This window comes from Magnetospirillum gryphiswaldense MSR-1 v2, assembly GCF_000513295.1.
Classification (GTDB): domain Bacteria; phylum Pseudomonadota; class Alphaproteobacteria; order Rhodospirillales; family Magnetospirillaceae; genus Magnetospirillum; species Magnetospirillum gryphiswaldense.
Genome location: NC_023065.1, coordinates 3770495 through 3796819, shown reverse-complemented (window position 1 = coordinate 3796819; position 26325 = coordinate 3770495). Strand labels below are relative to the sequence as shown.

Here is a 26325-nt window from a genome sequence, read left to right as displayed (position 1 = left end):
ATGTTGGATTGGAAGATCATCCTCGACTTGCTGGTCTCGGTCCTGTTGGTGGCCACCATCGGCTATGCGGTGATGCTGAACCAGCGGCTGACCCAGTTGCGCAAGAACCGCGACGACCTGGCCAAGATCATCGTCAGCTTCAATGAAGCCACCGTGCGGGCCGAATCGTCCATTCCCAAGCTCAGAAAGGCGGCGGAAGATGCCGGCCAATCGTTGCAGGAACGGGTGGAAAAGGCCCAGTCCCTGCGCGACGACCTGGCCTTCATGATCGAACGCGCCGACACCATGGCCAACCGCCTGGAAAATGCCGTGCGCTCGGCCCGGACCGAGGTCAAGGGCGCCCCGGCGGCAGTGCCGCCGCCGGCCCCGCGCGCCCAGACCGGTGGTGCCGCCCAAGCTGGCGCCATGGGCTCGGCCATGGGCTCGGGTGGTGGCGGCTTCTCGCCGTCCTCGGCCCGCGCCGCCACCATGGCGGCAGCCGCCGCCGCCAGTGAACAGGACGTGGACGAACGCTCGGAAGCCGAGCGCGAGTTGCTGCGCGCCCTGCAATCCATGAGGTAACGCCATCATGGCCCGCGCCGCACAGCCCAAAGCCAAAGTCAAAGCCAAAACGCCCCGCACCCCGTTCTTCCGCCTGCTGCCGGTGCTGATCGCGGTGGCGGCGCTGATGCTGTCGGTACGGGTCATCGACATCAGGAACGGCTTCGTCGACCTGTCCAGCGTCCGTCTGGCCGGCGAGTTGCAGGCCCAGCAGGCCGAACCCAAGGCGACCGAGGCCCCGCCGCCGGCCCAGACCAACGGCGGCAACACCCCGCGTCCCCCGGCCGCCGCCCCAACCGCCGCGTCCTCGCCCCCCCCCGGCCCAGCCCCAGCCCCGACGCCCCGGTCGGAACAGCAGGCCTCGGTGCCGTCCGATGCCGGCGTCTTCAGCCAGACCGAATTGGAGGTTCTGCAGAAACTGCAGGAACGTCGTGGCACCTTGGATGCGCGCGAACGCGACATCGAGCGGCGCGAAGCCTTACAAAAAGCCGCCGAGAATCAAATCGAGCGGAAAATAACCGAAATGAAGACGCTGCAAAGCACCATCGAGGGCTTGCTGCGCCAATATAACGATCAGGAAGATTCAAAGATGCGATCCCTGGTCAAGATTTATGAAAACATGAAACCCAAGGATGCGGCCAAAATCTTTGAACAGCTGGAAATGGGCATCATGCTCGACGTGGTCGAACGCATGAAAGAGCAGAAAGTTGCCCCGATTTTGGCGGAAATGGACCCCACCAAGGCGAAAAACCTGACTTCGGAACTGGCTGTACGCCGGCAAATGCCGACGACCAAGCCAGCAAATGGGGGATAAGTGTTCTTTTATTGGCGAAACGGGTGAAAAATGCCTTGCGTGACCCTGCTTCCCTACCTTAACTAATCAAACTCGCGCCGGCGGTCTGTTGGATTTGGCGGCTAGTGCCTCGAAGGAGCTTTTGGATGTCTGTCGACAAGAATATGAACGTGCTCATCGTCGACGATTACAAGACGATGCTGCGAATCATCCGCAACCTGCTGAAGCAGCTTGGTTTCAATAATGTGGATGAAGCCACCGACGGCTCGATGGCACTCCAGATGCTGCGCGTCGGCAATTACGGCCTGATCATTTCCGACTGGAACATGGAACCCATGACCGGCCTGCAATTGCTGCGTGAAGTGCGCGCCGATGCCAAGCTGAAGTCCATTCCCTTCATCATGGTCACCGCCGAGTCCAAGTCGGAAAACGTCATTGCCGCCAAGGAAGCGGGCGTTTCCAACTATATCGTCAAGCCGTTCAACGCCGAGACGCTGAAGACCAAGATGTCTTCGGTCCTGGGCGACTTCAACTAAGACCACCGCTGAAGGGGGACGACCATGGCGGCGAAAGGCGTTGACCGCGATCTGGAATTGCGTCTTGACGCCATTCGCCGCGAGCATGGCGATACCGTTGGGGTGGAGAAAATCGCCGAAGTGGTGCGGGCCATGCTCGACACCATGACCGGCGATCTGGACGGCAGTGATCTCAAGCTGTTCCGCGAAGTGGAATCGCTGGCCGATTACATCCACGCCGCCAAGGCGGAAATCGCCGCCCTGCGCCCCGGCGAAATCAAAAATGAATTCATCGCCTCGGCCACCGACGAGTTGGACGCCATCGTCGGCGCCACCGAGGCGGCCACCAACGAGATCATGGATTCCGCCGAACATCTGGAAGGTTTGGCGCCGATGATGGACGCCGAGGTGGCCGAGCGGTTGACCGAGATCACCACTCGTATTTTCGAGGCTTGCACCTTCCAAGACATCACCGGCCAGCGCATCACCAAGGTGGTGCGCATGCTCAAGGAAATCGAATCCCGGGTCGAAAGCCTGGTCAAGGCCTTTGGTGGCGAGATCGAGCCCCAGGCCCGCCAGGAAAAAGCGATCGTCTCCGACGAGGATTTGTTGAACGGCCCGCAGCTTCCATCCGGCGCCGCAGATCAGGCCGAGATCGACAGGCTGCTGGCGAGCTTCGACTGACCTTCATGACGGCTTTCGGCCAAGCTGGGAAATGGGGGCGGGCAACGTTACCCATGGCCGCTTTGGCCATACGGATCGCCATGCAGCCGCTGTCGCGCCTTTTAACCGTCCTGCTTCTGACCGCTTTGTGCTGCGGCTTCTTTGGCCATGGCGCCTGGGCGCAATCCAGCCCGCGCGGCGCCCAGCACCCCACCTTCGGGCGCATGGTGTTCGACTGGGCCGGGCCGGTGCAATGGTCGGCGGAAGCCAACGGCGACAAGCTGGTGGTCCGCTTCGACAAACCGGTTGCCGGTGACCCCAAGGCCTTGATCAAGGCCCTGCCCAAATACCTGAAGGCGGCCAGTCTGTCCGCCGACCGCCAAATGGTCACCTTCGATTTGCTGCGCCCGGTGCAGGTGAAGACCTTTCAGTCGGGCACCTCCACCGCCATCGACCTGACCGAGGCCAAGCCAGCGGAGGCGAAACCGGTCGAGGTCAACCCCGCCGCCCCCAAGCCCGCCGAGGCCAAGGCACCCGAACTGGCCAAGCCGGTGGTGGAAAACAAGCCCGAGGAAACCAAGCCGGCAGATCCAGCCAAGAATGGCGCCCCCGGCACCGACATCATGGTGCGCGGCGGCGAACACACCGGTTTCAACCGTCTGGTTTTCGACTGGCCCAAGCCGGTCGGCTATACCGTCACCAGTACCGACACCAGTGCGGTGATCGCCTTTGACCGCCCGGCGCGGATCAACACCACCGCCCTGGCCGCCGCCCTGCCCGCCGATGTGCGGGTGGCCGAGATCAAGGCCCAGGGCAACGGCACCGCCATCGTCCTGACCATCCCCGCCGGCATGCGAGCGCGGCACTTCACCAGCGGCCCCAAGGTGGCGGTGGATCTGGTCCGCGCCGCCGGCAGCGCCCCGCCGGCCCGCGCCGATGGCGCCCCGCCGCCGCCGCTGGCACCCGCCATGGGCACGTCCGAGCCGCTGCCCACCACCACCGCCGCCAAACCGGAACCGGCGCCGTCTTTGCCGGTGGTGACGCAGCCGGTTCTGCCCGGCCTCCCCCCTGCCCCCGCCGCCCCGACCGTCGGCGCCCCCGCCGCCCCGACCGTTGCCACCCCCGCCGCCGAAACACCACCGCCGCCGCCGAAGGCCGTGGCCCTGGTCAGCCTGGGCGTGCCCTTCGACCAGCCCACCGGCGCCGCCGTGTTTCGTCGGGCCGGCTGGCTGTGGCTGGTATTCGATCGCAAGACCGAGGTGGACACCAAGCTGTTGCGCCGCACCGGCGGTGACGTGATCATCCAGGCCGAGCAGGTACCCAACCTCAGGACCGGCACCGCCATCCGCCTGCTGACCCGTAATGGCTTCAACCCGACAATGCGCAAGGACGGCATGTTGTGGGTGTTCGATATGGCCGAGCAACCCTTGACTCCCAAGACCTATCTGCCGGTCAACCGCCAATTCGATTTCGAGGATCGCGGTCGCCTGCTGATCCCGGTGGCCGACGCCCCGCAGAAGCCCATCATCTTCCGTGACCCGGAAGTGGGCGACATGGTGCAGGTGATGCCGGTTCCGGCCATCGGCGCCGGCATCAAGGACAGCCTGCTGGTGCCCGGCGCCGAGTTGCTGGCCACCGGTCAGGGCGTCGCCCTGGTGCCGCTGGCCGACGGCGCCCGCTTGGATGCCGATCGCAACGGCATCGAAGTGTCCATGCCCGGCGGTCTGTATTTGTCGCGCGACCTGCCGGCACCGGGCAGCGCCCCGGGCGCCGGCCCCGAGGGCGATGGCGCCCTGATCTCGCCCGGCGGGCCGGTGGATCTGTCGCGCTGGATGCGCGGCGGCACCGATAAATTCGTGCCCGAACATCAGAAGCTGATGGCCCGCATGGCCTATATCCGGCCCGAGGAAAAAAACGCCCAGCGCCTGGAAGTGGCCCGCCACTACCTGGCCAACGGCATGGCCGCCGAGGCCTTGGGCATCTTGCGCCTGATCGCCCAGACCGACCCGGCCATGGTCGACACCCCCAATTTCGCCGGTGTGCACGGTGTCGCCCAATACATGATGGGCCGCTATCCCGAGGCCGAACGCGACCTGTCCCAGGCCGGATTGGCCAAGGATCCGCAGGCGCAATTGTGGCTGGCCGCCGCCCGTTCCAAGCAGAGCGACCAACCCAACAAGCAGTCCCTGCTGCTGCGTCTGGCCCCCGACGACATGAAGGGTCTGCACGCGCGCCTGCGCATGGCGCTCGGCACCGAGGCGGTGCGTTCCACCGCCGCTGCCGGCGATTCCAAGGGCGCCAACCGCATCATCGAGGCCATGAACGGTCCCGGCCTGTCGCCGCGTGACCTGGGCGCCATCAGCCACATGCAGGGCATCGCCGCCCAGGCTGGCAAGCAATGGGATCAGGCCATCGCCAAGTACCGCGAGGCCGAAGACTCCGCCAGCCGTCCCGACCGCGCCTATGCCGCCCGCGCCCGCATCGAATTGCAGTTGAAGCGCGGCCTGATTTCCGCCGGTGAAGCTATCGCCCAGTTGGAAAAGCTGCGCTTCGCCTGGCGCGGCGAGGATTTCGAGTATCAATTGCTGAAGCGCCTGTCGGAACTGATGGTGGCCGATGCCCGCTATGCCGACGCACTTCGGCTGATGCGCACCGTGGTGTCCAACTTCCCCGAACATCCCGATGTGCCCAATGTCCAGCAGGCCATGTCCGATACCTTTGAAAAGCTTTTCCTGGGCGGTCTCGCCGACAATCTGTCGGCCTTCGCCGCCATCGGCCTGTTCGACGAGTTCCAGGACCTGACGCCGTCGGGGACCAAGGGCGACGAGATGATCCGCAAACTGGCCGACCGTCTGGCCCAGGTGGACCTGATCGACCGCTCTGCCGATTTGCTGCGCCATCAGGTGCGGTTCCGCCTGAACGGGGTGGAAAAGGCCCGGGTTGGGGCGCGTCTGGCCTTCCTGCAATTGTCCGACCGCAAGCCCGGCCCGGCGCTGGAAGCCCTGGATGCCAGCGAGGTGCCCGACCAGCCGGCCGATCTTTATGACCAACGCCGCTACATGCGGGTGCGCGCCCTGGCCGATCTGGGCCGATCCGCCGAAGCCCTGGCCCTGATTCTCAACGACAATTCCGACAAGGCCAAGGAATTGCGGGCGGAAATCTTCTGGGAGCAGAAGCGTTGGCCGGAAGTGGTCAGCGCCGTCGAACAGATGGTCGAACCGCCCTTGGGCAATCTGCCCATCGAGCCCAAACTGGCGCGACGGCTGGTCGATCTGGCCACCGCCATGACTTTGGCCCATGACGAACGCGGACTGGCCCGCCTGCGGCGCAATTTCGGCGCCAAGATGGCCAAGACCGAGTTCCGCGAGGCTTTCGCCCTGCTGACCTCGGAACCCGAGCGCGGCATCATCGATCCGGCCAGCGTCGCCGACAAGATCAAGCAGGTGCAAAGCTTCCAGGGTTTCATGGCCGATTGGACCAAGCGCATGCAGACGCAAGGGCTGTCTTCCATAAATTAGTTGCATCCCCGTCCCCTTTAGGGGATAACCCGCCCCTTATCCGTCACGTCCATCTACTGGTTTGGAGGGGGAGCAATGGCTCAGGCTCTTGCCCGACTGGGGATGAACTCGGGGACTGATCCGAGGAATACCCAAGACAGCACCGTCGTCGACATCGCCCAGGACAAGAAGTCCTGGCCCGAAGCCGATAACGGCAAGGATTATTATGTGTCGCGCAACGGCGTTAAATTCGCCGGCACGCATTTGCTGATCGACCTGTGGGGCGCAAGCCGGCTGGACGACATCGACTTGGTGGAAGAGGCTTTGCGCCGTTCGGCCATTGCCGGCGGCGCCACCATCTTGCATTGCCATCTGCACCACTTTCAGCCCAATGGCGGTATTTCCGGCGTGCTGGTGCTGGCGGAAAGCCACATCTCCATTCATTCGTGGCCGGAACGCGGTTATGCGGCGCTCGACATCTTCATGTGCGGCGATTGCGACCCCTACAAGGCGGTGCCGATCCTGAAGGAGGTCTTCACCCCCGATTACGTCACCTTGGCGGAAAACAAGCGAGGCCTGACGCCGTGACCGAGGCATGGTTCCGCGAGGAGCTGTACCCCCACTGGCGCCAGAGCTTCGCCGTCAGCCGCGAGCTTTACCGCGCCGATGACGGCTTGCAGGACATCGTCCTGTTCGAGACCCCCGGTTTCGGTCGGGTGCTGACCCTGGACGGGGTGATCCAGGTCACTACCGGCGACGAGTTCATCTACCACGAGATGCTCGCCCATGTGCCCATCTATGCCCACGGCGCCGTCAAAACCGCCTGCGTGGTCGGCGGCGGCGATGGCGGCATGCTGCGCGAGATCCTCAAGCATCAAGCCATCCAACAGGCTGTGCTGGTGGAAATCGACGCGGCGGTGGTGGAGTTCTGCCGCACCCATATGCCATCGGTGTCGGACGGCGCCTTCGACGATCCGCGCACCGAGATCGTCATCGCCGACGGCCTGCGCTATATGGCCGAGACCGAGCGCAAGTTCGATCTGATCGTCATCGATTCCACCGATCCCATCGGCCCCGGCGGCGTCTTGTTCACCGAGGCATTCTACAAGGATTGCGCCCGCTGCCTGACGCCTGACGGCATTGTCGTCAACCAGAACGGCGTACCTTTCCTGCAAGGCGAGGAAGTCACCGATACCTGGCGCCGCCGCCGCCCGCATTTCGCCGATGTGAGCTTTTATACCGCCGCCGTGCCCACCTATGTGGGTGGCCTGATGGCCTTGGGCTGGGCGTCGCACAGCCTGCGCCCTCGCCACGAAAGTTCCGACACCATCGCCGCCCGTTTCCAGGCAGCGCCGGTGGCAACCCGTTATTACACCCCCGACATCCACAAGGCATCCTTTGCCTTGCCCAAATACGTGCAAAACTTGATCCCCGGGCCGTGAAATGTAAAACGCCTCCGCCTTCGGTCGGAGGCGTTTTCTTTTACGGTTCATTGGCTTGACTCTGTTTTGGCGCCATGCCCCAATCCAGAAAATCATATCCTGGGATGAGCTTCATGGCTGCACTCGACAACCTGCGTATCGGCCCGCGCTTGGCTATTCTCACCGGCTTTCTCGCCGTGCTGGTGCTGGCCGTGGGGGTCAAGGGACTGACCTCGCTGGGGCAATTGGCCGACAGCCTGCGCACGGTTTATGAGGACCGCGCCATCCCCCTGGTGCAATTGTCGGAAATCCAGGACAAGCTGCACCGCATGCGGGCCAACGCCATCCTGGCCTCGACCAGCGGCAATACCGCCGAAGCGGCGCGCCTCACCGCCAACACCGCACAACTGGACCGTCAGACCGACGACATCTGGTCGGCCTACATGGCCACCTATCTGACGCCGGAAGAAAAAGTGCTGGCGCAGGATTTCGCCCGCCACCTGCTGGCCTATCGCAGCAGCCGCAACATCACCATGAAATTGTCCAATGACGGCCAGTTCGACGATGCCGGGCGCAACATGCGCGACGATGCCGGGCCGAAATTCGCCAAGGCGATGGAAGCCATGGCGGCACTGACCCAGTTGCAGGCCCGCATCGCCCAGGCGGAATACCAATCGGCGCAAACGACCCTGTCCACCTCCCGCATCGTCGATATCGGCCTGATGGCGGGCGGCCTGCTGCTCGCCGCCGTGCTGGCGGCATTGATCGTCCGCTCGGTGGCCGGCGGCATCGGCGCCATGACCCGATCCATGACCGCTCTGGCCCAAGGCCGGTTGGATACCGCCATCCCGGCTTTGCAGCAACGGGATGAAATCGGCGAAATGGCCCAGGCGGTGCAGGTGTTCAAGGACAACGCCATCGACAAGCTGCGGCTGGAGCAGGAACAGCGCCAGCGCGAGGAAGCGGAACGCCAGGCCGAGGCGGCACAACGTGCCCGCGAAACCGCGATCGTCGGCGAAATCGCCGCCGTGGCCAAAGCCGCCGCCGACGGCGACATGGACAAACGCATCGAAACCGCCGGCAAGGACGGTTTTTTGCTGGCCTTGTGCCAAAGCGTCAATTCCATGGTCGGGCGCACCGGCCATGCCTTGGGCGATGTCGCCCAGGTGCTGGGGGCCCTGGCCAATGGCGACCTGACCCAGCGCATCACCGGCACTTATGACGGCGTCTTCGGCCAGTTGAAGAACGACGTCAACCAGACGGCGGAAAAACTGGCGGTCATCGTCACCAAGATCGGTCAGGCGACCGGGCAGATTTCCACCTCGTCGGCGGAAGTGGCCGCCGGGGCCCAGGATCTGTCGGAACGCTCGGAACAGCAGGCCAGCGCCCTGGAAGAAACCGCTGCCAGCATGGAAGAACTGGCCGCCACCGTGCGCCAGAACGCCGCCAATGCCCAGCAGGCCAACCAATTGGCCGCCGGTGCCCGCGACGTCGCCGCCGGTGGCGGCCAAGTGGTCGCCGATGCCATCGGCGCCATGGGCCGCATCGAAAATTCGTCGCAAAAGATCGAGGACATCGTCGGCATGATCGACGAAATCGCCTTCCAAACCAATCTGCTGGCGCTTAATGCGGCGGTGGAGGCGGCGCGGGCCGGCGATGCCGGCAAGGGCTTCGCCGTGGTCGCCCAGGAAGTGCGTAATCTGGCCCAGCGTTCAGCCCAGGCGTCCAAGGAAATCAAGGGACTGATCGCCGAGAGCTCGGCACAGGTGCGTACGGGTGCCGATCTGGTCAAGGGCGCCGGCAAGACCTTGGAAGATATCCTGGGCAGCGTGAAGAGGGTGGCCGATATCGTCGCCGAAATCGCCGCCGCCAGCTCCGAGCAAGCGTCGGGCATCGATCAGGTCAATGCCGCCGTCAACCAGATGGACGAAATGACCCAGCAGAATGCCGCCTTGGTGGAGGAATCCGCCGCCGCCGCCCAGTCCCTGGCCCATGCCGCCACCGGATTGGAAGAGCAGATGGCCTTCTTCGTCCTCGATTCGTCCGCCGCCCAAGGCCTGCAACGGCACGCGGCCCTGGTCCGCTCGACCAAGATCGATCACGAGAACTTTTGCCGATCGGTGCGCGATGCCGTCGCCGGCAAGAATACCCAAACCGCCGACAAACTCAGTGACCATCATTCCTGCCGCCTGGGTCATTGGTACGACGAGGTCAAGGAACCCGCCATCCGCAACTCGCCCCATTACGCCGCCTTGCGCGATCCCCATGCCCGGGTCCACGATGCCGGCAAACGTGCCTTGGCCTGCCATGCCCGTGGTGACCACGCCGGCACCAATGCGGCCCTGACCGACATGGACAAGGCCTCGACCGCGGTCATGAGCGGACTGGAGCGTCTGGCTGCCGACATTCAGCAAAACGCCAAACCCGCCATGGGGGGACGCCGATGAGGCTCTCCCTCGCTTTTGCCCTCATTCTGGCCCTATGGTCGGCCCCCGCCCATGCCGATCGCGCCGACCGCGAAACCCTGCGCCAAGCCTTCCACAAGGCCGGCATAAGCGTGAAACTGGCCGAGCGGCAGGTGGACTTGCTGGACGAGATCATCGAGGCCATCGCCGACCGCCATGTGGATGCCCCCGACAGCCATGTCCTGGCCGACAAGATGGCCGCTGCCATCGCCGCCAAGAACCAGCCCCTGGACGAGGCGGTCAAGGCCGGGCTGGCCGAACTGACCCATGTTCTTGATCCGCATACCGCCTATTTGCCGCCCAATGAATGGAACGACATGCAGGTGTCGGTTTCGGGCAAGTTCAGCGGTGTCGGCATGGAACTGGCCATGAAGGATAAGGCGGTCATGGTGGTCAGCCCCATCGACGGCAGCCCGGCGGCCCAAGCCGGCATCCGCACCGACGACCGCGTGTTGGCGGTGGACGGCGAAAGCGTCGATGGCCTGACCCTGGGCCAAGTGGTGGCCCGCATCCGCGGCCCCGTCGGCAAGGAAGTGCGGCTGCGCCTGCGCAACCCCGCCGGAGCCGACCGCGACCTGGCTATCATCCGCGACGTCATCCGCCTGCAACCGGTCAAGGGGCGATTGGATGGCGATATCGGTTATGTGCGGGTCAGCCAGTTTTCCGGCGGTGTCGCCGCCCTGCTGCGCAGTCAGGTGATGGAATTGGACCGTCAATCAGCCTTCGGCCTGAAAGGCCTAGTGCTGGATTTGCGCCGCAATCCCGGCGGCGTGCTGGACGAGGCGGTGAAGATGGCCGATCTGTTCCTGGGTGACGTGGCCATCGTCTCCACCAAGGCCCGCAACCCCGCCGACAATGACAGCCGCTATGGCCGCCAGGGCGAGATCGTCGCCGGCACCCCCATGGTGGTGTTGATCGATGGTGGCAGCGCCTCGGCCTCGGAAATCGTCGCCGGCGCCCTCAAGGACCAGGGCCGCGCCACCCTGGTGGGCCAAAAAAGCTATGGCAAGGGCAGCGTGCAAGTGCTGGAAGAAGTGTCGGAAGGCGGCGTGCGCGTGACCATCGCCCGCTATTTCCGCCCCAACAAACAGCCGGTGGACGGTGTCGGCATCAGCCCCGACATCGAAATCACCCCGGCGGAAAACAGTGACCCGCAATTGGAGCGGGCGCTGGAGGTGGTGCGCAAGCGCTGACCTCCGGCGCCATGGGCGCCGGGGGTCAAAAACTTCAGTCCTCCAAGGCGCCGACGGCGGATTGCAGATAATTCTGCTCGCCCATCTTCTTCACCAGTTCCAGCTGGGTTTCATAGAAGTCCATGCGTTCCTCGCATTCTTCCAGAAACTCGCTCAGCAGATCGCGGCTGACGTAATCGGCCTGCTTTTCGCAAAGCGCGATGGTCTTCACCAAATCCGCATGGGCGTCCTTTTCCATGGCGAAGTCGTTCTTCAGCATTTCCGGCACGTTTTCGCCGATCAGCAGCTTGCCCAGATCCTGCAGATTGGGTAGGCCTTCCAGCAGCAAGATGCGCTCGATCAGCTTGTCGGCGGCCTTCATCTCCTCGATGGATTCCTTGTATTCATGCTTACCCAGGGCGTTGAAGCCCCAATTCTTCATCATGCGGGCGTGCAGGAAATACTGATTGATGGCGGTCAGCTGATGGCGCAGCACGTCGTTAAGCGCGGCCAGCACGGTGCGGTTGGCTTTCATCGGACGTCTCCTTACGCGATCTCGCCAGCGGCGCTTTGCAGATAATTCTTCAGGCCCAGCTTGTCGATCAGGCCGACCTGCACTTCCAGCCAGCGCACGTGGTCCTGCTCGGTCTCTTCCAGCAGATGGACCAGGATGCGGCGGGTGTCGTAATCGCGCTCGGATTCGCAAAGGGCGATGGCCGCTTTCAACTCGTCCACCACTTGCAGCTCATAGGCCAGATCGTTGGCCATCATCTTGGGCACATCGGAACCGATATTCAGCGCCGCCCGGCTGGCCACGTCGGGCACGCCTTCCAAGAACAGGATGCGGTTGATCAGCAAGCCGGCATGGTCCAACTCGTCATGGCGTTCATGCTCGATGCGTTCATAAAGCACTTTGAAGCCCCAGTTTTCCAACATGCGGGCATGGACGAAATACTGGTCGGCAGCGGTCAGCTCCCCCGTCAGCAGCCTATTGAGAACGCTTATCACTTTCGGGCTTCCGCGCATATTCATCTCCTTAAGTAACCGGGCATTTTTCGCATCTTGTACGAAGTGGTTACTTGCAACAACTTCTTCCAGTCTAAAATTGACAGTTCTGGCAAAATTTTTCACAAGTACTAAATCATTATTTACTTATATTGAAATTATGGGATTGCCACTATTTTGCGATTGCCTCGCAATTGCGTATCGACTAGGGTGAGACAAACCCAAGCGAGGCCGCCCATGTATGTGTGTGTCTGCAACGCCATCACCGACCGCGAGGTTCATGCCGCCATGGCCGGCGGCGCCGTTGCCGCCGACGAGGTTTTTCGCCATTTCGGCGCCGAGATGCGGTGCGGTCGCTGTGTCGCCACCCTGCGCGGCCTGCTGGGCGAGTGCGGAGGCGTCGGTGAACGTCGTCACGCCCATGACGGCGAGCCGGCGACCAAGCACAAACGCTGCCGCGGCTGCACCCGTTAGGATGACACCAACATGATGATGTGGCGCAGTCTGGACGTTAACAGTCTGATCCGGTTATTGCGCAGCCTCGCCGGGCGCATTCCCTCAGCCCCGACTCCACCCGCCAAGGGTGATCAATAGCCGCACAGAGTGTGCGGCCCGATATCCAGATGCAGATGGTCGTGGTGCAGGCGATCATGGTTGGGGGTCAGCGTCACGTTGAACACCGAGCATGAGGCCCGCGCCACCTCTTGCAGAAAGGCCGACTTGGCCCCTTGGCCGCGCCAATCCTTCTTCACCGACACCATGGTGCCGTCATCGAGTTCGAAGGCCATGATGTCGATGGCCCTGCCCTTCGAATGCTCTGACAGACGCCCGCCGCGACTGCCGCCCAAGGCCGCCGCCACCTTGGTCGAGGTGCGCCGCACCCGGCAATCATAGGTGCCGGCATGATGAACGCGCTTGACCCCCTGACCAAAACGCGCCCGCGCCGCCGGCTGCACCACCTCGTTTTCAAAGCGACCGATGGTGCGGGCCATGGGGCAGGCAACCACGCCGGGGCGGTTCCAGGCCCCGCCCGTGCCCGAGACCTTCACCGGATTATCGATGCCGCAGCCTTCCTCGGGGTCGCCAAAGGCGGCTACCGGCTCGAAACGGACGCGCATATCCTGCAATTCGGCCAAACAGGCGCTGTCGGGGTCAAGGACCGGCGGCGGCGCCTGCATCACCCGCGGTGCAGGTTGGGCACAAGCAGCCAGACCAGCCAGCAGGACCAACAGGGCAAAACGATGGAGCATGGCGGCGGTCCCGGCGATGAACAATCGCCGAAGTCTAGCGAATTTTTACGGTAAAAATCAACAGAGTCAGTGGATTGCAGGGACGTCTTCAAGCTGAGAGGAAATAAAGGGCGATAACCCCGGACCCCAACATGATCCGCCACAGGCAAAACGGCAGAAAAGTGTGCCGCCCCAACCACGCCAACATGCCCCCGGCAGCCAGCCAAGCCGCCGCAGCCGCCAGACCGGCGGTCAACAGCAGATCGGTGGACAGCAGCAACGGCACCGCCTCGCGCACGTGCCACAGCTTGAACAAACCCAAGCCAATCAGGGCCGGAATCCCCAGCAGCAGAGCCAGACGCGCGGCCTCGCGCCGTTCATAGCCCAACACCCGCGCCACGGTGACCGCCAAGCCGGTGCGCGACACACCAGGGATCAACGCCACCATCTGCACCAGACCGATGATGGCGGCAGCGCCATACCCCAGGTGCTCGATGCGGCTGACCGTCACTCCCCAGCGATCGGCCAAGGCCAGTAACAAGCCAAAAATCAGCAGGCATGCCGCCGCCAGCACCTGACCATTGGCCGGCACCAACACGGTCAGCAGCCACGCCGACAGCAAACCCGCCGGCACCGATGCCGCCAACAACAGCAGAAACAGCCGCCCGCCGGGATCGGACTTGCCCTTGACCATGCGGCCAATCCCGGTGGCCATGGCCAGGCAATCCCGCCACAACCACAGCATCAGCCCCGCCGCCACCCCCAGATGGGCGGCGATGGAAACGACGGCGAAGCCCTTGGGATCGGAGGCCAGACCCGAGAACAGGGCGAAATGCCCACCAGCCGACAACGGCAATACGCCCGCCAGCCCATGGATCACCGCGATCAGCACAATATCCAGATAGGTCATCGCAACACCCCAGCCTTCCAAACGCCTATATAGCATTGGCGCCGAAATGCAGGAACATTGGGATTAGTCCCATATCGGTATTATTTTACTTTGGGACAGTCTGTTTGGCGCCACCCCATCACCGCCCACGCCGACGCGGCGGTTAAATTAGTCAACCAAGCTGACCTTTGTGCAAAATTTCAGTGGAATTTGGCATTTCTTCTGCCGTATAGATATTGGCGCTGAATTAGGCAGCCCGATCCATGCCCGAAAAAGAGGCCCCGGCTATGACCCGCAAGATGCTTCAGTTCACCCGGCTCGACCAAAAGCAGCCCGACAAGCGGGCCGCCACTGCGCGCAAGGGCGATTTCGGCGAAATCAGCCTGGCCTTCGACCTGGACCGCGCCGGCGACCAAGCGTCGCGCTGCGAACAATGCGGCATTCCGTTCTGCCAGATCGGTTGTCCGCTGGGCAACAACATCCCCGACTGGCTGATGCTGAATGCGCAAGGGCGCATGGAGGAAGCCTACGCCATGTCGGCCGCCACCAACACCTTCCCGGAAATCTGCGGTCGCATCTGCCCGCAGGACCGCCTGTGCGAAGGCAAATGCGTGCTGGAGCAATCCACCCACGAGGCGGTGACCATCGGCGCCATCGAAAAGCACGTGACCGAATTCGCCTTTGCCCAGGGCTGGGTCCATCCGCCCCGGCCGCACAAGGAACTGGCCCAGTCCATCGGCATCATCGGTGGCGGTCCCGGCGGTCTGGCGGCAGCCGAGGCCTTGCGCAAGAAAGGCTATCAGGTCACCGTCTATGATCGCCACGACCGCATGGGCGGGCTGTTGATCTATGGCATCCCCGGCTTCAAGCTGGAGAAAAGCGTGGTCGAACGGCGCACCCAATTGCTGGCCCAGGCCGGCATCAAGCTGGAAACCGGCATCCATGTGGGCGTCGATGTCAGCCTGGCCGAGCTGCGCGACCGCCATGACGCCGTGCTGATCGCCACCGGCGTCTACAAGGGCCGCGAACTGGGCATCAAGGGCGACAAGCTGCCCGGCATCCATGCCGCCCTGGATTACCTGATCACCCAGAACAAGGTCGGCCTGGGCGACAGCGTCGCCGCCTATGACGACGGCACGTTGAACGCCAAGGGCAAGGACGTGGTGGTCATCGGCGGCGGCGACACCGCCATGGATTGCGTGCGCACCGCCATCCGCCAGGGCGCCAAGTCGGTGAAGTGCCTGTACCGCCGCGACCGCGCCAACATGCCCGGCAGCCAACGCGAAGTCGCCCACGCCGAGGAAGAAGGCGTCGAGTTCGTCTGGATGGCGGCGCCGACCGAAGTGCTGGGCACGGACAAGGTCAGCGGCGTCAAGTCCGTGCGCATGCATCTGGGCGTGGCCGACGCCTCGGGCCGGCAGGCGCCGGAACCCATCGACGGCTCGGATTTCGAGCTCAAGGCCGACATGGTCATCAAGGCCCTGGGCTTCGACCCCGAGGACATGCACAGCCTGTTCGGCGAAAAGCGGCTGGACGTCACCCGCTGGGGCACCCTGGTCATGGACGAGCGCACCCACATGACCACGCTGGACGGTGTTTTCGCCGCCGGCGACATCGTGCGCGGCGCCAGTCTGGTTGTGTGGGCGATCAAGGACGGGCGCGACGCCGCCCTGTCCATCGACCGTTACATCAAGGCCAAAAGCCGCATCGCGGCGGAGTAATCACCATGCCGACCCTCTATGACAACCCGCTGTCGCGCAACGGCTACAAGGTCCGGCTGCTGGCCAGCCATCTGGGATTGCCGCTGCACGTGGTGACCAAGGATCTGAAGGCGGGGGAATCCCGTCAGCCGGATTTCCTGGCCAAGAACACCGCCGGCAAGGTGCCGGTGCTGGAACTGGAAGACGGCACCTGCCTGCCGGAATCCAACGCCATCGTGCTGTACATGGCCGAAGGCACGCCCTTGTTGCCGACCGCGCCGTTGGAGCGGGCCCAGGTGCTGCGCTGGATGTTCTTCGAGCAAAGCCAGATTCTGCCCAATATCGGGCTGGCCCGCATGCTGAAGATCACCGGCCGCGACACCCAGCGCCCCGACGTCTATGCCCAGCGCCTCGAGGTGGCCCAAGACAGTCTGGCGGCGTTGGAACGCCATTTCGGCTCCCATGACTGGGCGGCCTTGGGCCGCTTCACCGCCGCCGACATCGTCCTTTACGCCTATGCCAGCGTGGCCGAGGAAGCGGGAATCGACACCAGCCCCTATCCGTCGATGGTCGCCTGGAGAAAACGGGTCGAGGCCCTGCCGGCGCATGTGAAGCCCGATTGGGGCTTTGCCGCCTGACCGCCACCCCGCCGCCATACGACTTGAACTTTACCGGGCCTCAGGCCCGCATCTGATGGAGAGCACCATGATCCGGAACAACGGCGAAACCTTCGTTGCCGAGTATCTGGAAAACGCCGCGACACTGGAAGAAGCCGGCATCGACACCAGGCCCCACGACGCCTGCGGCGTCGGTCTGGTGGCCAGTCTTGACGGCCGTCCGCGCCGCGACGTGGTGGTCGCCGGCATCGAGGCGCTTCGGGTGCTGTTCCATCGGGGCGCGGTGGACGCCGACGGCAAGACCGGCGACGGCGCCGGCATCCACGTGGAATTGCCGCAGGATTTCTTCAAGGAACACATCCGCCATTCCGGCCACGAGCCGGTGCCGGGGCGGCTGGCGGTGGGCATGATCTTCCTGCCCAAGACCGATCTGGGGGCGCAGGAACGCTGCCGCTGCATCGTCGAGACCGCCATCTTGAACATGGGCTACGCCATCTATGGCTGGCGTCAGGTGCCGGTGGACGTCTCGATCATCGGTGAAAAGGCCAATGCCACCCGGCCCGAGATCGAACAGATCATGGTCGCCAACACCCAAGGCACGCCGGAAGAGCGGTTCGAGACCGACCTTTACATCCTGCGCCGCCGCATCGAAAAGCAGGTGCTGGCCGAGCACATCACCGATTTCTACATCTGCTCGCTGTCGTGCCGCTCAATCATCTACAAAGGCATGTTCCTGGCCGAGCAGCTGACCAGCTTCTATCCCGATCTTTTGGACGAGCGCTTCATTTCCCGCTTCGCCATCTATCACCAGCGTTATTCCACCAACACCTTCCCCACTTGGCGGCTGGCCCAGCCCTTCCGCATGTTGGCCCATAACGGCGAAATCAACACCTTGGCCGGCAACCTCAACTGGATGAAGGCGCACGAGCCGCGCATGGCCCATGACGCCTTCGGTCCGGCCATCGAGGACATCAAGCCGATCATCCAAGCCGGCAGCTCGGATTCGGCGGCGCTCGACAGCGTGTTCGAGGTCATGGTCCGCGCCGGCCGCCCCGCCCCCATGGTCAAGCAGATGCTGGTGCCGGAATCCTTGGGCTCCAACACCCAGATGCCGGAAGCGCACCGCGCCTTCTTCAGCTATTGCAATGCCGTCATCGAGCCGTGGGACGGCCCGGCGGCCATCTGCGCCACCGATGGCCGCTGGGTGGTGGCCGGCATGGACCGCAACGGCCTGCGCCCCATGCGTGTCACCATCACCAAGGACGGCCTGCTGATCGTCGGATCGGAAACCGGCATGGTCAAGGTGGCGGAAACCGACGTCATCGAGAAAAGCCGGGTCGGACCGGGCCAGACCATCGCCGTCGACCTGGAAGCGGGCAAGCTGTACCGCGACCGCGACTTGAAGGACATGCTGTCGGGCCGCGCCCCCTATGACAAGTGGACCAGCCGCATCACCGAACTGGATTCCCTGGTCAAGACCGGGGCGCCGGAACCGGCGGAGCTGTCGGCGGACGAATTGAAGCGCCGTCAGGTCGCCTGCGGCATCACCATGGAAGACATGGAACTGATCCTGCAGCCCATGGTCGAAGAGGCCAAGGAAGCCATCGGCTCCATGGGCGACGACGCGCCGCTGGCGGTTTTGTCCGACCATTATCGCGGCCTGCACCACTTCTTTAAGCAGGATTTCAGTCAGGTCACCAATCCGCCCATCGATTCCTTGCGGGAATCCCAGGTCATGAGCTTGCGCACCCGTCTGGGCAATCTGGGCAACATCCTGGACGAGCACGAAAGCCAGTGCGACGTCCTGGCGCTGAACAGCCCAGTGCTGTCCACCGCCGAGTTCGAGGCCATGCGCCGCTACATGGGCGTTGCCGCCGCCGAGGTGGATTGCACCTTCGACCCGTCGGCGGGGGAAAACGCCCTCAAGGACGCCCTGGCCCGCATCCGCCGCGAGGCGGAAGAGGCGGTCCGCGCCGGCTGCACTCATTTGATCCTGTCGGACAAGTCCATGGACGAATGCCGCGCCGCCGTGCCCATGATCCTGGCCGCCGCCGGCGTCCATTCCCATCTGGTGCGGGAGAAATTGCGCACCTGGACCAGCTTGAACATCCGTTCGGCGGAAGCGCTCGACGTACATTACTTCGCCGTCCTGGTCGGTGTCGGTGCGACCACCGTCAACGCCTATCTGGCCCAGGAAGCCATCGCCGACCGCTGGCGGCGCGGCCTGTTCCCCGGCCAGACGCTGGAAGAATGCGTGCGCAATTACAAGAAGGCCATCGACCAGGGTCTGTTGAAGATCATGTCGAAGATGGGCATCTCGGTCATTTCCAGCTATCGCGGCGGCTGCAACTTCGAAGCCATCGGCCTGTCGCGCGCTTTGGTCGCCGAGTTCTTCCCCGGCATGACCAGCCGTATTTCCGGCATCGGCCTGACCGGCATCGCCAAGAAGACCATCGAACAACACGCCACCGGCTTCACCGCCGCCCAGGCCGTGCTGCCGGTGGGCGGCTTCTACCGCGTCCGCCGTGGGCAAGAGGCCCATTCCTTCGACGGCACCTTGATCCACCTGCTGCAAAGCGCGGTGGCCACCGATTCCTACGCCACCTATAAAAAGTACTCGGACGGCCTGCGCCGGCTTCCGCCCATTTCCATCCGCGACCTGCTCGACTTCACCCCCACGGGGGCGGCGGTTAATGTGGACGAGGTGGAAAGCATCACCGAAATCCGTAAGCGTTTCCTCACCCCCGGCATGAGCTTGGGCGCCTTGTCGGCGGAAGCCCACGGCACGTTGAACATCGCCATGAACCGCATCGGCGCCAAGTCGGTGTCGGGCGAGGGCGGCGAGGACCCGGAACGCTATCGCCCGCGTCCCAACGGCGACAACGCCAATTCGGCCATCAAGCAGATCGCCAGCGGTCGTTTCGGCGTCACCGCCGAGTACCTCAACAATTGCCGCGAGATCGAGATCAAGGTGGCCCAGGGCGCCAAGCCCGGTGAGGGTGGCCAGTTGCCCGGCTTCAAGGTGACGGTGGAAATCGCCAAGCTGCGCCACTCCACCCCCGGCGTCATGCTGATCAGCCCGCCGCCGCACCACGATATCTATTCCATCGAAGATTTGGCCCAGTTGATCTATGACCTCAAGCAGATCAACCCCATCGCCAAGGTGACGGTGAAGCTGGTGTCGCGGTCCGGCATCGGCACCATCGCCGCCGGCGTCGCCAAGGCCAAGGCCGACATCATCCTGATTTCCGGCAATGTCGGCGGCACCGGCGCCAGCCCCCAGACCAGCATCAAATTCGCCGGCCTGCCGTGGGAATTGGGCCTGTCCGAGGCCCATCAGGTGCTGACCCTCAACCGCCTGCGCCACCGGGTGAAATTGCGTACCGATGGCGGGTTGAAGACCGGGCGCGACATCGTCATCGCCGCCATGCTGGGGGCGGAAGAATTCGGCATCGGCACCACCAGCCTGATCGCGCTGGGCTGCATCATGGTGCGCCAGTGCCATTCCAACACCTGCCCGGTGGGGGTGTGCACGCAAGACCCGGCACTTCGGGCTAAGTTCACCGGCAGCCCGGAAAAGGTGGTCAACCTGTTCAGCTTCATCGCCGAGGAAGTGCGGGAAATCCTGGCCAGCCTTGGTGTGCGCAGCTTGAACGAGATCATCGGCCGCACCGACTTGCTATCCCAGGTCAGCCGTGGCGCCGCCCATCTGGATGATCTGGACTTGAACCCGCTGTTGGCCCAGGCCGATGCTGGCGGTCACGCCCGCTATTGCACGCAAGTAGAGCGCAACGAAGTGCCGGAAACGCTGGACGCCCAGATCATCGAGGACGCCAAGCCGCTGTTGGAAGAAGGCGAAAAGATGCAGCTGGCCTATAACGTCCGCAACGTCCAGCGCGCCATCGGCACCAAGCTTTCGCACAAGATCGTCAAGAAGTACGGCATGACCGGCTTGCAGCCCGGTCACATCACCGTGCGCCTCAGGGGTTCTTGTGGGCAAAGCTTGGGCGCTTTCGCCGTGCAGGGGCTGAAGCTGGAAGTGTTCGGCGATTCCAACGATTACGTCGGCAAGGGCCTGTCGGGCGGCACCATCGTCGTGCGCCCGCCGGTGTCCAGCCCGCTCAAGTCCAACGACAACACCATCATCGGCAATACCGTGCTGTACGGCGCCACCGCCGGCAAATTGTTCGCCGCCGGTCAGGCGGGGGAACGCTTCGCCGTCAGGAATTCCGGCGCGGTGGCGGTGATCGAGGGCTGTGGTTCCAACGGCTGCGAATACATGACCGGCGGCACCGTAATCATCCTGGGGTCGGTCGGTGCCAATTTCGGCGCCGGCATGACCGGCGGCATGGCCTTCGTCTTCGACACCGACAACCGCTTCGGCCACAACGCCAACCCGGAAAGCATCATCATCCAGGGCGTCGAAACCGATTATTGGCAAGGCGTGTTGAAGGGCCTGATCAAGGAACACGTGGCCGAAACCCAATCGGCCTGGGCGGAAAGCATCCTGGCCGACTGGGATCGCCAATTGCCCAAGTTCCGCCAGATCGTGCCCAAGGAAATGCTGAACCGGCTGGAACACCCGGCGACCAAACCGGCGGAAGTGGCGGCGGAATAATACCAAGTCCCGATGAGCTCGACTCACCGGGACTTGGTTAGGCGCAAAGCGCCGCGCGGCTTATGCCGTGGGAGGCAAGCATCCCGGAGGGATGCGCCCGCCGCATGAGGGCGTCGGTGATCGGTTCCGATCACCGGAATATGGAGTAACCCCCGCTCAGGGGGTCCAGCCGGGCGGCGCCATCTCGAAACCGGCGAAGTCGAAGGCCGGGGCGACGACGCACGACACCAGGGTCCAGGCGCCCAAGGGTTCCGCCGCTTGCCAGGCGTAAGCGGGGACCACCGCCTGGACCTGCTGACCGGCCAGGACGTCACCGCCCAGGATGATCTCGTGGACGGGGGCGTCCGCGGCGGCGGCGATGGACAGTTTCAGCCCCTCGCCGCCATGCCACAGCCAGATTTCCACCGCATCGACCCGATGCCAGTGGGATCGTTCACCCGCTTGCAGCAAATAATGGATGGCGGTACAGGCGCCGCGTCCGCCATCGCCCGCTTCATGGCGATAGGTTTCGCCGTAATGGCCGCCTTCCGGGTGGGGCCGCAGCCCCAACCGGTCGATGATTGCTTGTGCGCTCATTCCTGCGGTTCGGTGTCGCGCACCGAGCGGCGGTTATGGATGGTGGTGAACCAATGGCTCAGATGCGGCCTGCCGGTCCGCCAATCAGCCACGGCCTTGCGGAAATCCAGGTAGCCGAGGGCGCAGGCGACGCTGATCGGACCGATCAGGAAGACACCGCCCCAATGGCCGACTTCCTTTTCCAGCACGTCGAGGGCGCGGATGATGGCGGCTTGCTGCCGCTCCATCCAGCCGTCCCAGCGCTTGTCCTCGGGCCGGATGGTCTGTTCGATGCGGATGGCCACGGCGGCATCCAGGATGCCATCGGCCAGGGCTTGCAGCGTCAACTGGCGCCAGCGTTCCACCGGATGATCGGGGAACAGCTTGTGGCCGCTGTGCTGGCTGTCCAAATATTCACAGATCACCGGCGAATCGTACAAGGTGACGCCGTTTTCCAAGGTCAATGCCGGAATTTTCGACAGCGGGTTTTCGGCGACGAAATCGGCCTCGGACGCCCAGGCGTTGGTCTTGATCATTTCCAACTTGTCGTCCAGGCCGCATTCGATGGCGGTCATCCAGGCCTTGCGGGCATAAGGCGAGGTGTGGGAATAGCGCAATTTCATGGAAGACGTTCTCCTGGGTGATTGGGGATGGCCTTGCGTTTCGCCGCAGGTCTTGGTTCCCCTCTGCCGGATTGATTAAAACACATCCTTGCGTCGGCGCAATTCAGCGAAAACCAAAATCGGGTCGGTTCCCGCGTCCATGCCGACGGCACGGGCCACCGCCGGCACGTCGGCGCGCAAAAACGGATTGGCGGCGCGTTCCTGGGTCAGCGTGCTGGGCACCGACGGGCGCCCGGCCAGACGCGCCACTTCATCGACACGGGCCAGCATGGCCGGGTTGTCGCGTTCCACCAGCCGGGCGAAACGACCATTGCCGGCAGTATATTCATGGGCGCAATAGACCAGGGTGTCGCCGGGGAGATCACGCAGCCGCGCCAGGGAATGCCACATCTCGGTCGGGGTGCCTTCGAACATCCGCCCGCAGCCTAAGGAAAACAACGTGTCGCCGCAAAACAGCGCATGGCTGTCGGGAAACCAGAAGGCGATGTGACCGCTGGTATGGCCGGGGGTTTCCATCACCATGGCCGCAGCATGGCCGAGCAGGAACGATTCGCCCTCGCCCACTTCAATGTCGATACCGGGGATGCGCAGGGCGTCCTTGCGTGCGCCCACCACCTGGGCACCGGTGGCCGCCTTCAGTTCCAGATTGCCGCCGGTATGGTCGCCGTGGTGATGGGTATTGAGGATATGGGTCAGCCGCCAGCCCTTGGCCGCCAGCGCCGCCAGCACCGGCCCGGCTGCCGCCGGATCGATGACGGCGGTGGCGCCGCTTTCCGGCTCGTGCGCCAGATAGATGTAATTATCGGACAATACGGCAATCTGGTGGACGACGAGACGGGCCATGATCCGATCTCCTGGCAGGGGGCGGAAAAACTCTGTTTGCCTCCCTCTGATCCGTCACTCCCGCGAAGGCGGGAGTCCAGAGGGTGCACCACCACCTTTTCCGCGACTCCTGGATACCCGCCTGCGCGGGTATGACGGGGGAAAGGTGGAAGCGCCAATGGATTCACATCCCCCGCTTCATCTGAAGCAAGTCTAGCCGACGATTTTGTAGATCACCACCTCGCGCGTGGTGCGGTCTTCCAACTCCAGGCTGGTGGCGACCTTTTTGCGCGCCACCTCCAAAAGCCCATGCTTGGGCAGATAGGCGCGGCCCGGATCGGCCATCAGCACCAGGGCACCGTCGGCGGCCAGCTTACGCAACCACGGAAAGATGTATTCGGTCATCGGCTTTTCATAACAGACGTCGCCGGCCACCACCACGTCCCAGCGGTTTTCCTGACCGACGATATCGGCGCAGATGACCTCGATTGTCACCGCGTTCAATTCGGCATTGAGACCGATGGCGGTGGCAGCCATGGCATCGATTTCCACCGCCTGGACATGAGCGGCGCCGTTCCTGGCGGCGGCGATGGCCGAGGCGCCGCTGCCGGCGGCGAAATCCAGCACCCGCTTGCCGCGCACCATGTCCGGGTTGTCGAGGACATAGCGGGTCAAGGCTTGGCCGCCGGCCCAGCAAAACGCCCAATAAGGCGGCGGCAAATTGACACGCAGCAAGGCCGCCTCGGTCGCTTCCCACAGCGGCGTCACTTCGGTGGCGGTCCACAGGGAAATTTCCGGGCAGGCCGGCGGCTGTGCCACCTCGGTATTGGCCTTGATGAAACCGGCGGGGTCTTCGATCATATCTAAAGCACCTTGCCGGCGATGATGGCGGCCAGCAGCCCCCACCCGAACAGGCGGTTGGATTTGAATTTGACCAGGCAATCGGCGGCATCGTCCATACGCAACGACCGCACCTGCCAAGCCAGTTGTCCGGCGGACAGCAGCAACAGAAGATAAAACGGCCAGGACAAGTGGGCGGCCATCCCCGCCGCCGCCATCAGCACCACCGCGCCGGCATAAAAGCCGGCCAGGGCCGGGCCAGTGTGGGCGCCCAGGCGCAGGGCGGTGGATTTGACGCCGATCAGCTGGTCGTCGTCCTTGTCCTGATGGGCATAGATGGTGTCGTAGCCCAGGGTCCACAGGATGCCGGCGGCATACAGCAGCAAGGGCGCCGCCGCCATCTGGCCGGTCACCGCCACCCAGCCCAGCAAGGCCCCCCAATTGAAGGTCAGGCCAAGCCAAGCCTGCGGCCACCAAGTGATGCGCTTCATCAGCGGATAGGGGAAGACCAGGGCCAGCGAGGCCGCGCCCCACCAGATCGCCGCCGCATTCAATTGCGTCAGGATGACCAGCCCGGCCAGCAATTGCGCGACCAGGAACAATCCGGCCTGGGTGACACTGACGGCCCCCGACGGGATGGGGCGGCCCTTGGTGCGCTCGACCAGCGCGTCGAATTTGTGGTCGGCCATGTCGTTGATGGTGCAGCCGGCCCCGCGCATGATAACGCTGCCGGCGGCGAATAAAATCATCAGCCGCCAATCGGGCCAGCCTTCACCGGCCAGGGCGATGCTCCACCAGCACGGGAACAGTAACAGCCACGTGCCGATGGGACGATCCAGCCGCATCAGCCGCAGATAGGGGCGCATCACCGCCGGTATCCAGCGGTCGATCCAATTGCCGACGGGGATATCCCCGTTCAGGGTCGGGCTTGCGTTCATGGCCGCAGCCTACGGCAAAGCGGGCGGGAATGTCAGGGTTTATTCCACGCCTTTTTCGGCACCGAAGCGGTCCTTGATGTCCTTGACCATCTGGGCGTTTTCCTTCAGCCAGACATCGAACTCGGCCACCACTTCAGGGCGGCGGGTGGTGGACAGATGGTAATAATCGCGTGAATGCGGCAGCGCCGGATTGAAGATCAGCGCCCCTTGCATGTTGAGGATGTTGTTGAGCACGTGATTGGCCACCGCCACGTTGACATAGGCGCCGTCCACATGGCCGACCACCGCCTGACGCAGCAGCAATTCCATACGCGGATTTTCCTTGAGCGCCACCTTGTCGGCCTTGATCCGGTCCAGCCAGGCATAAGGGGTGAAACCGGCCACCGTGCCCAGATTGCGGAACTGGTCCACCGGCTTGGCGATGGAACCCGGGCGCACCACCACGCCGTCGATATAGGCCGCCACCGGTTTGCTGTAGGCCATCTTCAGGCCGGCCTTGGCCTCGCCGCCCCAACCGGGATTGTCGGGCAGCTTGACGTCGATGCCGCCGCCTGCCAGTTCGGCATACAGCCGCTTGATCGGCAGCGGGCGATAGGTGACGCGATAATCCTTGGCACGGGCGAAAGCGTCGACGATCTCACGCATGGCCCCCACATATTCACCATCACGGATGGCGAAGAGCGGGTAATACTCGATGTCCTCGACGCCGACGACCAGATCGCGGGATGCCGCCTGAGCGCCACCGATGGCGCCGCACATCAAGGCCAAAGCCAGCCAGAACCGTTTCATCGTCCCGTTCCTTTGTGCATAAAGCCCCGATAACGTAAGCACAGGTAGTGCCTATGGGCAAGCCAGCCGCTGCATCTGCCCATCACGCAGCAGAAACAGGGCATCTTGCGGGCTGTCTTGGGCCAGGGCGGAATCGGGGTCCCAGCCGCAATAAAGCCCACGCAATACCTTGCCGGCGATGCCGTGGCTGACCGCGATCACGTGGTCGTTTTCGCTCAAACTTTCCAGCCAAGCCGACAGCCGCGCCACCATGTGGTCATGGGATTCGCCGCCGGGGCAGTGGAAGAACCACGATTGCCGCCCGCTACCGCCCAGTTCGCCGGGCGGGAACTCGGCCTTCAGCCGACCGGAATACTCGCCGGTGGAGACTTCCTTCAAGCGGGCATCACGTTCCACCCGGGCGAAGTCCAAGCCGGCAACCTCGCAAAAGATGGCCATGGTCTGCATGCAGCGCGACAAGGGCGACGACACCAAACGCCATTGCGCCGCCCCCAGCAGCGGAGCGACGGCGCGGCCATAGGCACGGGCCTGATCGATGCCTTTCAAGGTCAGGGGCGAATCGCCGTGACCTTGAATGCGCTGTTGGCGATTCCAATGGGTCTCGCCGTGGCGCAGCAGAATGATGGTGGGCATG

General features: G+C 63.8%; 24 protein-coding genes. 13 read left to right on the top strand and 11 right to left on the bottom strand.

What is annotated here, in order from left to right; translation table 11 throughout:
• The 9 genes from MGMSRV2_RS18205 to MGMSRV2_RS18165 all read left to right on the top strand — a co-directional run bounded on the left by MGMSRV2_RS18205 (position 1) and on the right by MGMSRV2_RS18165 (position 11087).
• Positions 1-561, top strand: coding sequence for a DUF6468 domain-containing protein (locus tag MGMSRV2_RS18205; RefSeq protein ID WP_024081852.1), 561 nt, complete (start codon positions 1-3; stop codon positions 559-561).
• A gap of 7 nt (positions 562-568) precedes the next feature.
• Complete coding sequence (locus MGMSRV2_RS18200; RefSeq protein WP_024081851.1) at positions 569-1354, top strand: MotE family protein; 786 nt, start codon at positions 569-571, stop codon at positions 1352-1354.
• A gap of 125 nt (positions 1355-1479) precedes the next feature.
• Positions 1480-1869, top strand: a complete 390-nt coding sequence (locus MGMSRV2_RS18195; RefSeq protein WP_024081850.1) for a response regulator — start codon at positions 1480-1482, stop codon at positions 1867-1869.
• Positions 1870-1893: 24 nt separating this feature from the next.
• A complete protein-coding gene (locus MGMSRV2_RS18190) occupies positions 1894-2532 on the top strand; it encodes a protein phosphatase CheZ (RefSeq protein WP_024081849.1) in 639 nt (212 codons plus the stop codon).
• Between the two features lie 53 nt (positions 2533-2585).
• Positions 2586-6029 (top strand): tetratricopeptide repeat protein, encoded by a 3444-nt coding sequence (locus MGMSRV2_RS18185; protein WP_024081848.1) that lies wholly within the window; start codon positions 2586-2588, stop codon positions 6027-6029.
• Between the two features lie 75 nt (positions 6030-6104).
• Entirely contained in the window at positions 6105-6596 is a 492-nt protein-coding gene (speD, locus tag MGMSRV2_RS18180) for an adenosylmethionine decarboxylase (RefSeq protein ID WP_024081847.1), read from the top strand.
• Positions 6593-7450, top strand: coding sequence for a polyamine aminopropyltransferase (gene speE, locus MGMSRV2_RS18175; protein ID WP_024081846.1), 858 nt, complete (start codon positions 6593-6595; stop codon positions 7448-7450). Before speD ends, speE begins: the two co-directional genes overlap by 4 nt.
• Before the next feature lie 113 nt (positions 7451-7563).
• Entirely contained in the window at positions 7564-9876 is a 2313-nt protein-coding gene (locus tag MGMSRV2_RS22260) for a methyl-accepting chemotaxis protein (protein WP_024081845.1), read from the top strand.
• The gene (locus MGMSRV2_RS18165) at positions 9873-11087 is read left to right on the top strand and encodes a S41 family peptidase (protein WP_024081844.1); all 1215 of its coding nucleotides are present in this window, start codon (positions 9873-9875) and stop codon (positions 11085-11087) included. The genes MGMSRV2_RS22260 and MGMSRV2_RS18165 overlap by 4 nt, the downstream gene beginning before the upstream one ends.
• A 34-nt stretch (positions 11088-11121) precedes the next feature.
• On the opposite strand, the gene bfr (MGMSRV2_RS18160) is transcribed toward MGMSRV2_RS18165, so the two are convergent.
• Complete coding sequence (bfr, locus tag MGMSRV2_RS18160) at positions 11122-11601, bottom strand: bacterioferritin (RefSeq protein ID WP_024081843.1); 480 nt, start codon at positions 11599-11601, stop codon at positions 11122-11124.
• Positions 11602-11612: 11 nt separating this feature from the next.
• Complete coding sequence (gene bfr / locus MGMSRV2_RS18155) at positions 11613-12092, bottom strand: bacterioferritin (RefSeq protein WP_024081842.1); 480 nt, start codon at positions 12090-12092, stop codon at positions 11613-11615.
• 216 nt (positions 12093-12308) lie between these two features.
• Between bfr (MGMSRV2_RS18155) and MGMSRV2_RS18150 the strand changes: the two genes are divergently transcribed.
• Positions 12309-12545, top strand: coding sequence for a (2Fe-2S)-binding protein (locus MGMSRV2_RS18150; RefSeq protein ID WP_024081841.1), 237 nt, complete (start codon positions 12309-12311; stop codon positions 12543-12545).
• 113 nt (positions 12546-12658) lie between these two features.
• On the opposite strand, the gene MGMSRV2_RS18145 is transcribed toward MGMSRV2_RS18150, so the two are convergent.
• Entirely contained in the window at positions 12659-13321 is a 663-nt protein-coding gene (locus MGMSRV2_RS18145) for an extensin family protein (protein ID WP_041634815.1), read from the bottom strand.
• Between the two features lie 88 nt (positions 13322-13409).
• On the bottom strand, positions 13410-14210 hold the full coding sequence (locus MGMSRV2_RS18140) for an undecaprenyl-diphosphate phosphatase (protein ID WP_024081838.1): 801 nt from the start codon (positions 14208-14210) through the stop codon (positions 13410-13412).
• 266 nt (positions 14211-14476) lie between these two features.
• Between MGMSRV2_RS18140 and MGMSRV2_RS18135 the strand changes: the two genes are divergently transcribed.
• From MGMSRV2_RS18135 to gltB, 3 genes are all read left to right on the top strand, one after another.
• Complete coding sequence (locus tag MGMSRV2_RS18135) at positions 14477-15910, top strand: NAD(P)-dependent oxidoreductase (protein ID WP_024081836.1); 1434 nt, start codon at positions 14477-14479, stop codon at positions 15908-15910.
• Between the two features lie 5 nt (positions 15911-15915).
• Positions 15916-16527 (top strand): glutathione S-transferase family protein, encoded by a 612-nt coding sequence (locus MGMSRV2_RS18130; RefSeq protein WP_024081835.1) that lies wholly within the window; start codon positions 15916-15918, stop codon positions 16525-16527.
• A gap of 67 nt (positions 16528-16594) precedes the next feature.
• Positions 16595-21124 (top strand): glutamate synthase large subunit, encoded by a 4530-nt coding sequence (gene gltB / locus MGMSRV2_RS18125; RefSeq protein WP_024081834.1) that lies wholly within the window; start codon positions 16595-16597, stop codon positions 21122-21124.
• 156 nt (positions 21125-21280) lie between these two features.
• On the opposite strand, the gene MGMSRV2_RS18120 is transcribed toward gltB, so the two are convergent.
• The 7 genes from MGMSRV2_RS18120 to MGMSRV2_RS18090 all read right to left on the bottom strand — a co-directional run bounded on the left by MGMSRV2_RS18120 (position 21281) and on the right by MGMSRV2_RS18090 (position 26324).
• The gene (locus MGMSRV2_RS18120) at positions 21281-21700 is read right to left on the bottom strand and encodes a cupin domain-containing protein (protein WP_024081833.1); all 420 of its coding nucleotides are present in this window, start codon (positions 21698-21700) and stop codon (positions 21281-21283) included.
• Positions 21697-22302: a glutathione S-transferase N-terminal domain-containing protein gene (locus MGMSRV2_RS18115; protein WP_024081832.1), complete on the bottom strand. Its 606-nt coding sequence runs from the start codon at positions 22300-22302 to the stop codon at positions 21697-21699. Before MGMSRV2_RS18115 ends, MGMSRV2_RS18120 begins: the two co-directional genes overlap by 4 nt.
• A 75-nt stretch (positions 22303-22377) precedes the next feature.
• Positions 22378-23145 carry a hydroxyacylglutathione hydrolase gene (gloB, locus tag MGMSRV2_RS18110; protein WP_024081831.1) on the bottom strand — a complete coding sequence of 256 codons (768 nt, stop codon included), beginning with the start codon at positions 23143-23145 and terminating at the stop codon, positions 22378-22380.
• 192 nt (positions 23146-23337) lie between these two features.
• Complete coding sequence (locus MGMSRV2_RS18105; RefSeq protein WP_024081830.1) at positions 23338-23985, bottom strand: class I SAM-dependent methyltransferase; 648 nt, start codon at positions 23983-23985, stop codon at positions 23338-23340.
• A 2-nt stretch (positions 23986-23987) separates the two neighbouring features.
• On the bottom strand, positions 23988-24902 hold the full coding sequence (ubiA, locus tag MGMSRV2_RS18100) for a 4-hydroxybenzoate octaprenyltransferase (protein ID WP_024081829.1): 915 nt from the start codon (positions 24900-24902) through the stop codon (positions 23988-23990).
• Positions 24903-24941: 39 nt separating this feature from the next.
• On the bottom strand, positions 24942-25691 hold the full coding sequence (locus MGMSRV2_RS18095) for a substrate-binding periplasmic protein (RefSeq protein WP_024081828.1): 750 nt from the start codon (positions 25689-25691) through the stop codon (positions 24942-24944).
• Positions 25692-25742: 51 nt separating this feature from the next.
• On the bottom strand, positions 25743-26324 hold the full coding sequence (locus MGMSRV2_RS18090) for a histidine phosphatase family protein (RefSeq protein WP_024081827.1): 582 nt from the start codon (positions 26322-26324) through the stop codon (positions 25743-25745).
• Between the last annotated feature and the right edge of the window lies 1 nt (position 26325).

Bases quoted from the DNA above. Each gene is read 5' to 3' on its own strand.
- MGMSRV2_RS18205 (WP_024081852.1), top strand. From the start codon at position 1: ATGTTGGATTGGAAGATCATCCTCGACTTGCTGGTCTCGGTCCTGTTG.
- MGMSRV2_RS18200 (WP_024081851.1), top strand. From the start codon at position 569: ATGGCCCGCGCCGCACAGCCCAAAGCCAAAGTCAAAGCCAAAACGCCC.
- MGMSRV2_RS18195 (WP_024081850.1), top strand. From the start codon at position 1,480: ATGTCTGTCGACAAGAATATGAACGTGCTCATCGTCGACGATTACAAG.
- MGMSRV2_RS18190 (WP_024081849.1), top strand. From the start codon at position 1,894: ATGGCGGCGAAAGGCGTTGACCGCGATCTGGAATTGCGTCTTGACGCC.
- MGMSRV2_RS18185 (WP_024081848.1), top strand. From the start codon at position 2,586: ATGGCCGCTTTGGCCATACGGATCGCCATGCAGCCGCTGTCGCGCCTT.
- speD (WP_024081847.1), top strand. From the start codon at position 6,105: ATGGCTCAGGCTCTTGCCCGACTGGGGATGAACTCGGGGACTGATCCG.
- MGMSRV2_RS22260 (WP_024081845.1), top strand. From the start codon at position 7,564: ATGGCTGCACTCGACAACCTGCGTATCGGCCCGCGCTTGGCTATTCTC.
- MGMSRV2_RS18165 (WP_024081844.1), top strand. From the start codon at position 9,873: ATGAGGCTCTCCCTCGCTTTTGCCCTCATTCTGGCCCTATGGTCGGCC.
- bfr (WP_024081843.1), bottom strand. From the start codon at position 11,601: ATGAAAGCCAACCGCACCGTGCTGGCCGCGCTTAACGACGTGCTGCGC.
- bfr (WP_024081842.1), bottom strand. From the start codon at position 12,092: ATGCGCGGAAGCCCGAAAGTGATAAGCGTTCTCAATAGGCTGCTGACG.
- MGMSRV2_RS18150 (WP_024081841.1), top strand. From the start codon at position 12,309: ATGTATGTGTGTGTCTGCAACGCCATCACCGACCGCGAGGTTCATGCC.
- MGMSRV2_RS18145 (WP_041634815.1), bottom strand. From the start codon at position 13,321: ATGCTCCATCGTTTTGCCCTGTTGGTCCTGCTGGCTGGTCTGGCTGCT.
- MGMSRV2_RS18140 (WP_024081838.1), bottom strand. From the start codon at position 14,210: ATGACCTATCTGGATATTGTGCTGATCGCGGTGATCCATGGGCTGGCG.
- MGMSRV2_RS18135 (WP_024081836.1), top strand. From the start codon at position 14,477: ATGACCCGCAAGATGCTTCAGTTCACCCGGCTCGACCAAAAGCAGCCC.
- MGMSRV2_RS18130 (WP_024081835.1), top strand. From the start codon at position 15,916: ATGCCGACCCTCTATGACAACCCGCTGTCGCGCAACGGCTACAAGGTC.
- gltB (WP_024081834.1), top strand. From the start codon at position 16,595: ATGATCCGGAACAACGGCGAAACCTTCGTTGCCGAGTATCTGGAAAAC.
- MGMSRV2_RS18120 (WP_024081833.1), bottom strand. From the start codon at position 21,700: ATGAGCGCACAAGCAATCATCGACCGGTTGGGGCTGCGGCCCCACCCG.
- MGMSRV2_RS18115 (WP_024081832.1), bottom strand. From the start codon at position 22,302: ATGAAATTGCGCTATTCCCACACCTCGCCTTATGCCCGCAAGGCCTGG.
- gloB (WP_024081831.1), bottom strand. From the start codon at position 23,145: ATGGCCCGTCTCGTCGTCCACCAGATTGCCGTATTGTCCGATAATTAC.
- MGMSRV2_RS18105 (WP_024081830.1), bottom strand. From the start codon at position 23,985: ATGATCGAAGACCCCGCCGGTTTCATCAAGGCCAATACCGAGGTGGCA.
- ubiA (WP_024081829.1), bottom strand. From the start codon at position 24,902: ATGAACGCAAGCCCGACCCTGAACGGGGATATCCCCGTCGGCAATTGG.
- MGMSRV2_RS18095 (WP_024081828.1), bottom strand. From the start codon at position 25,691: ATGAAACGGTTCTGGCTGGCTTTGGCCTTGATGTGCGGCGCCATCGGT.
- MGMSRV2_RS18090 (WP_024081827.1), bottom strand. From the start codon at position 26,324: ATGCCCACCATCATTCTGCTGCGCCACGGCGAGACCCATTGGAATCGC.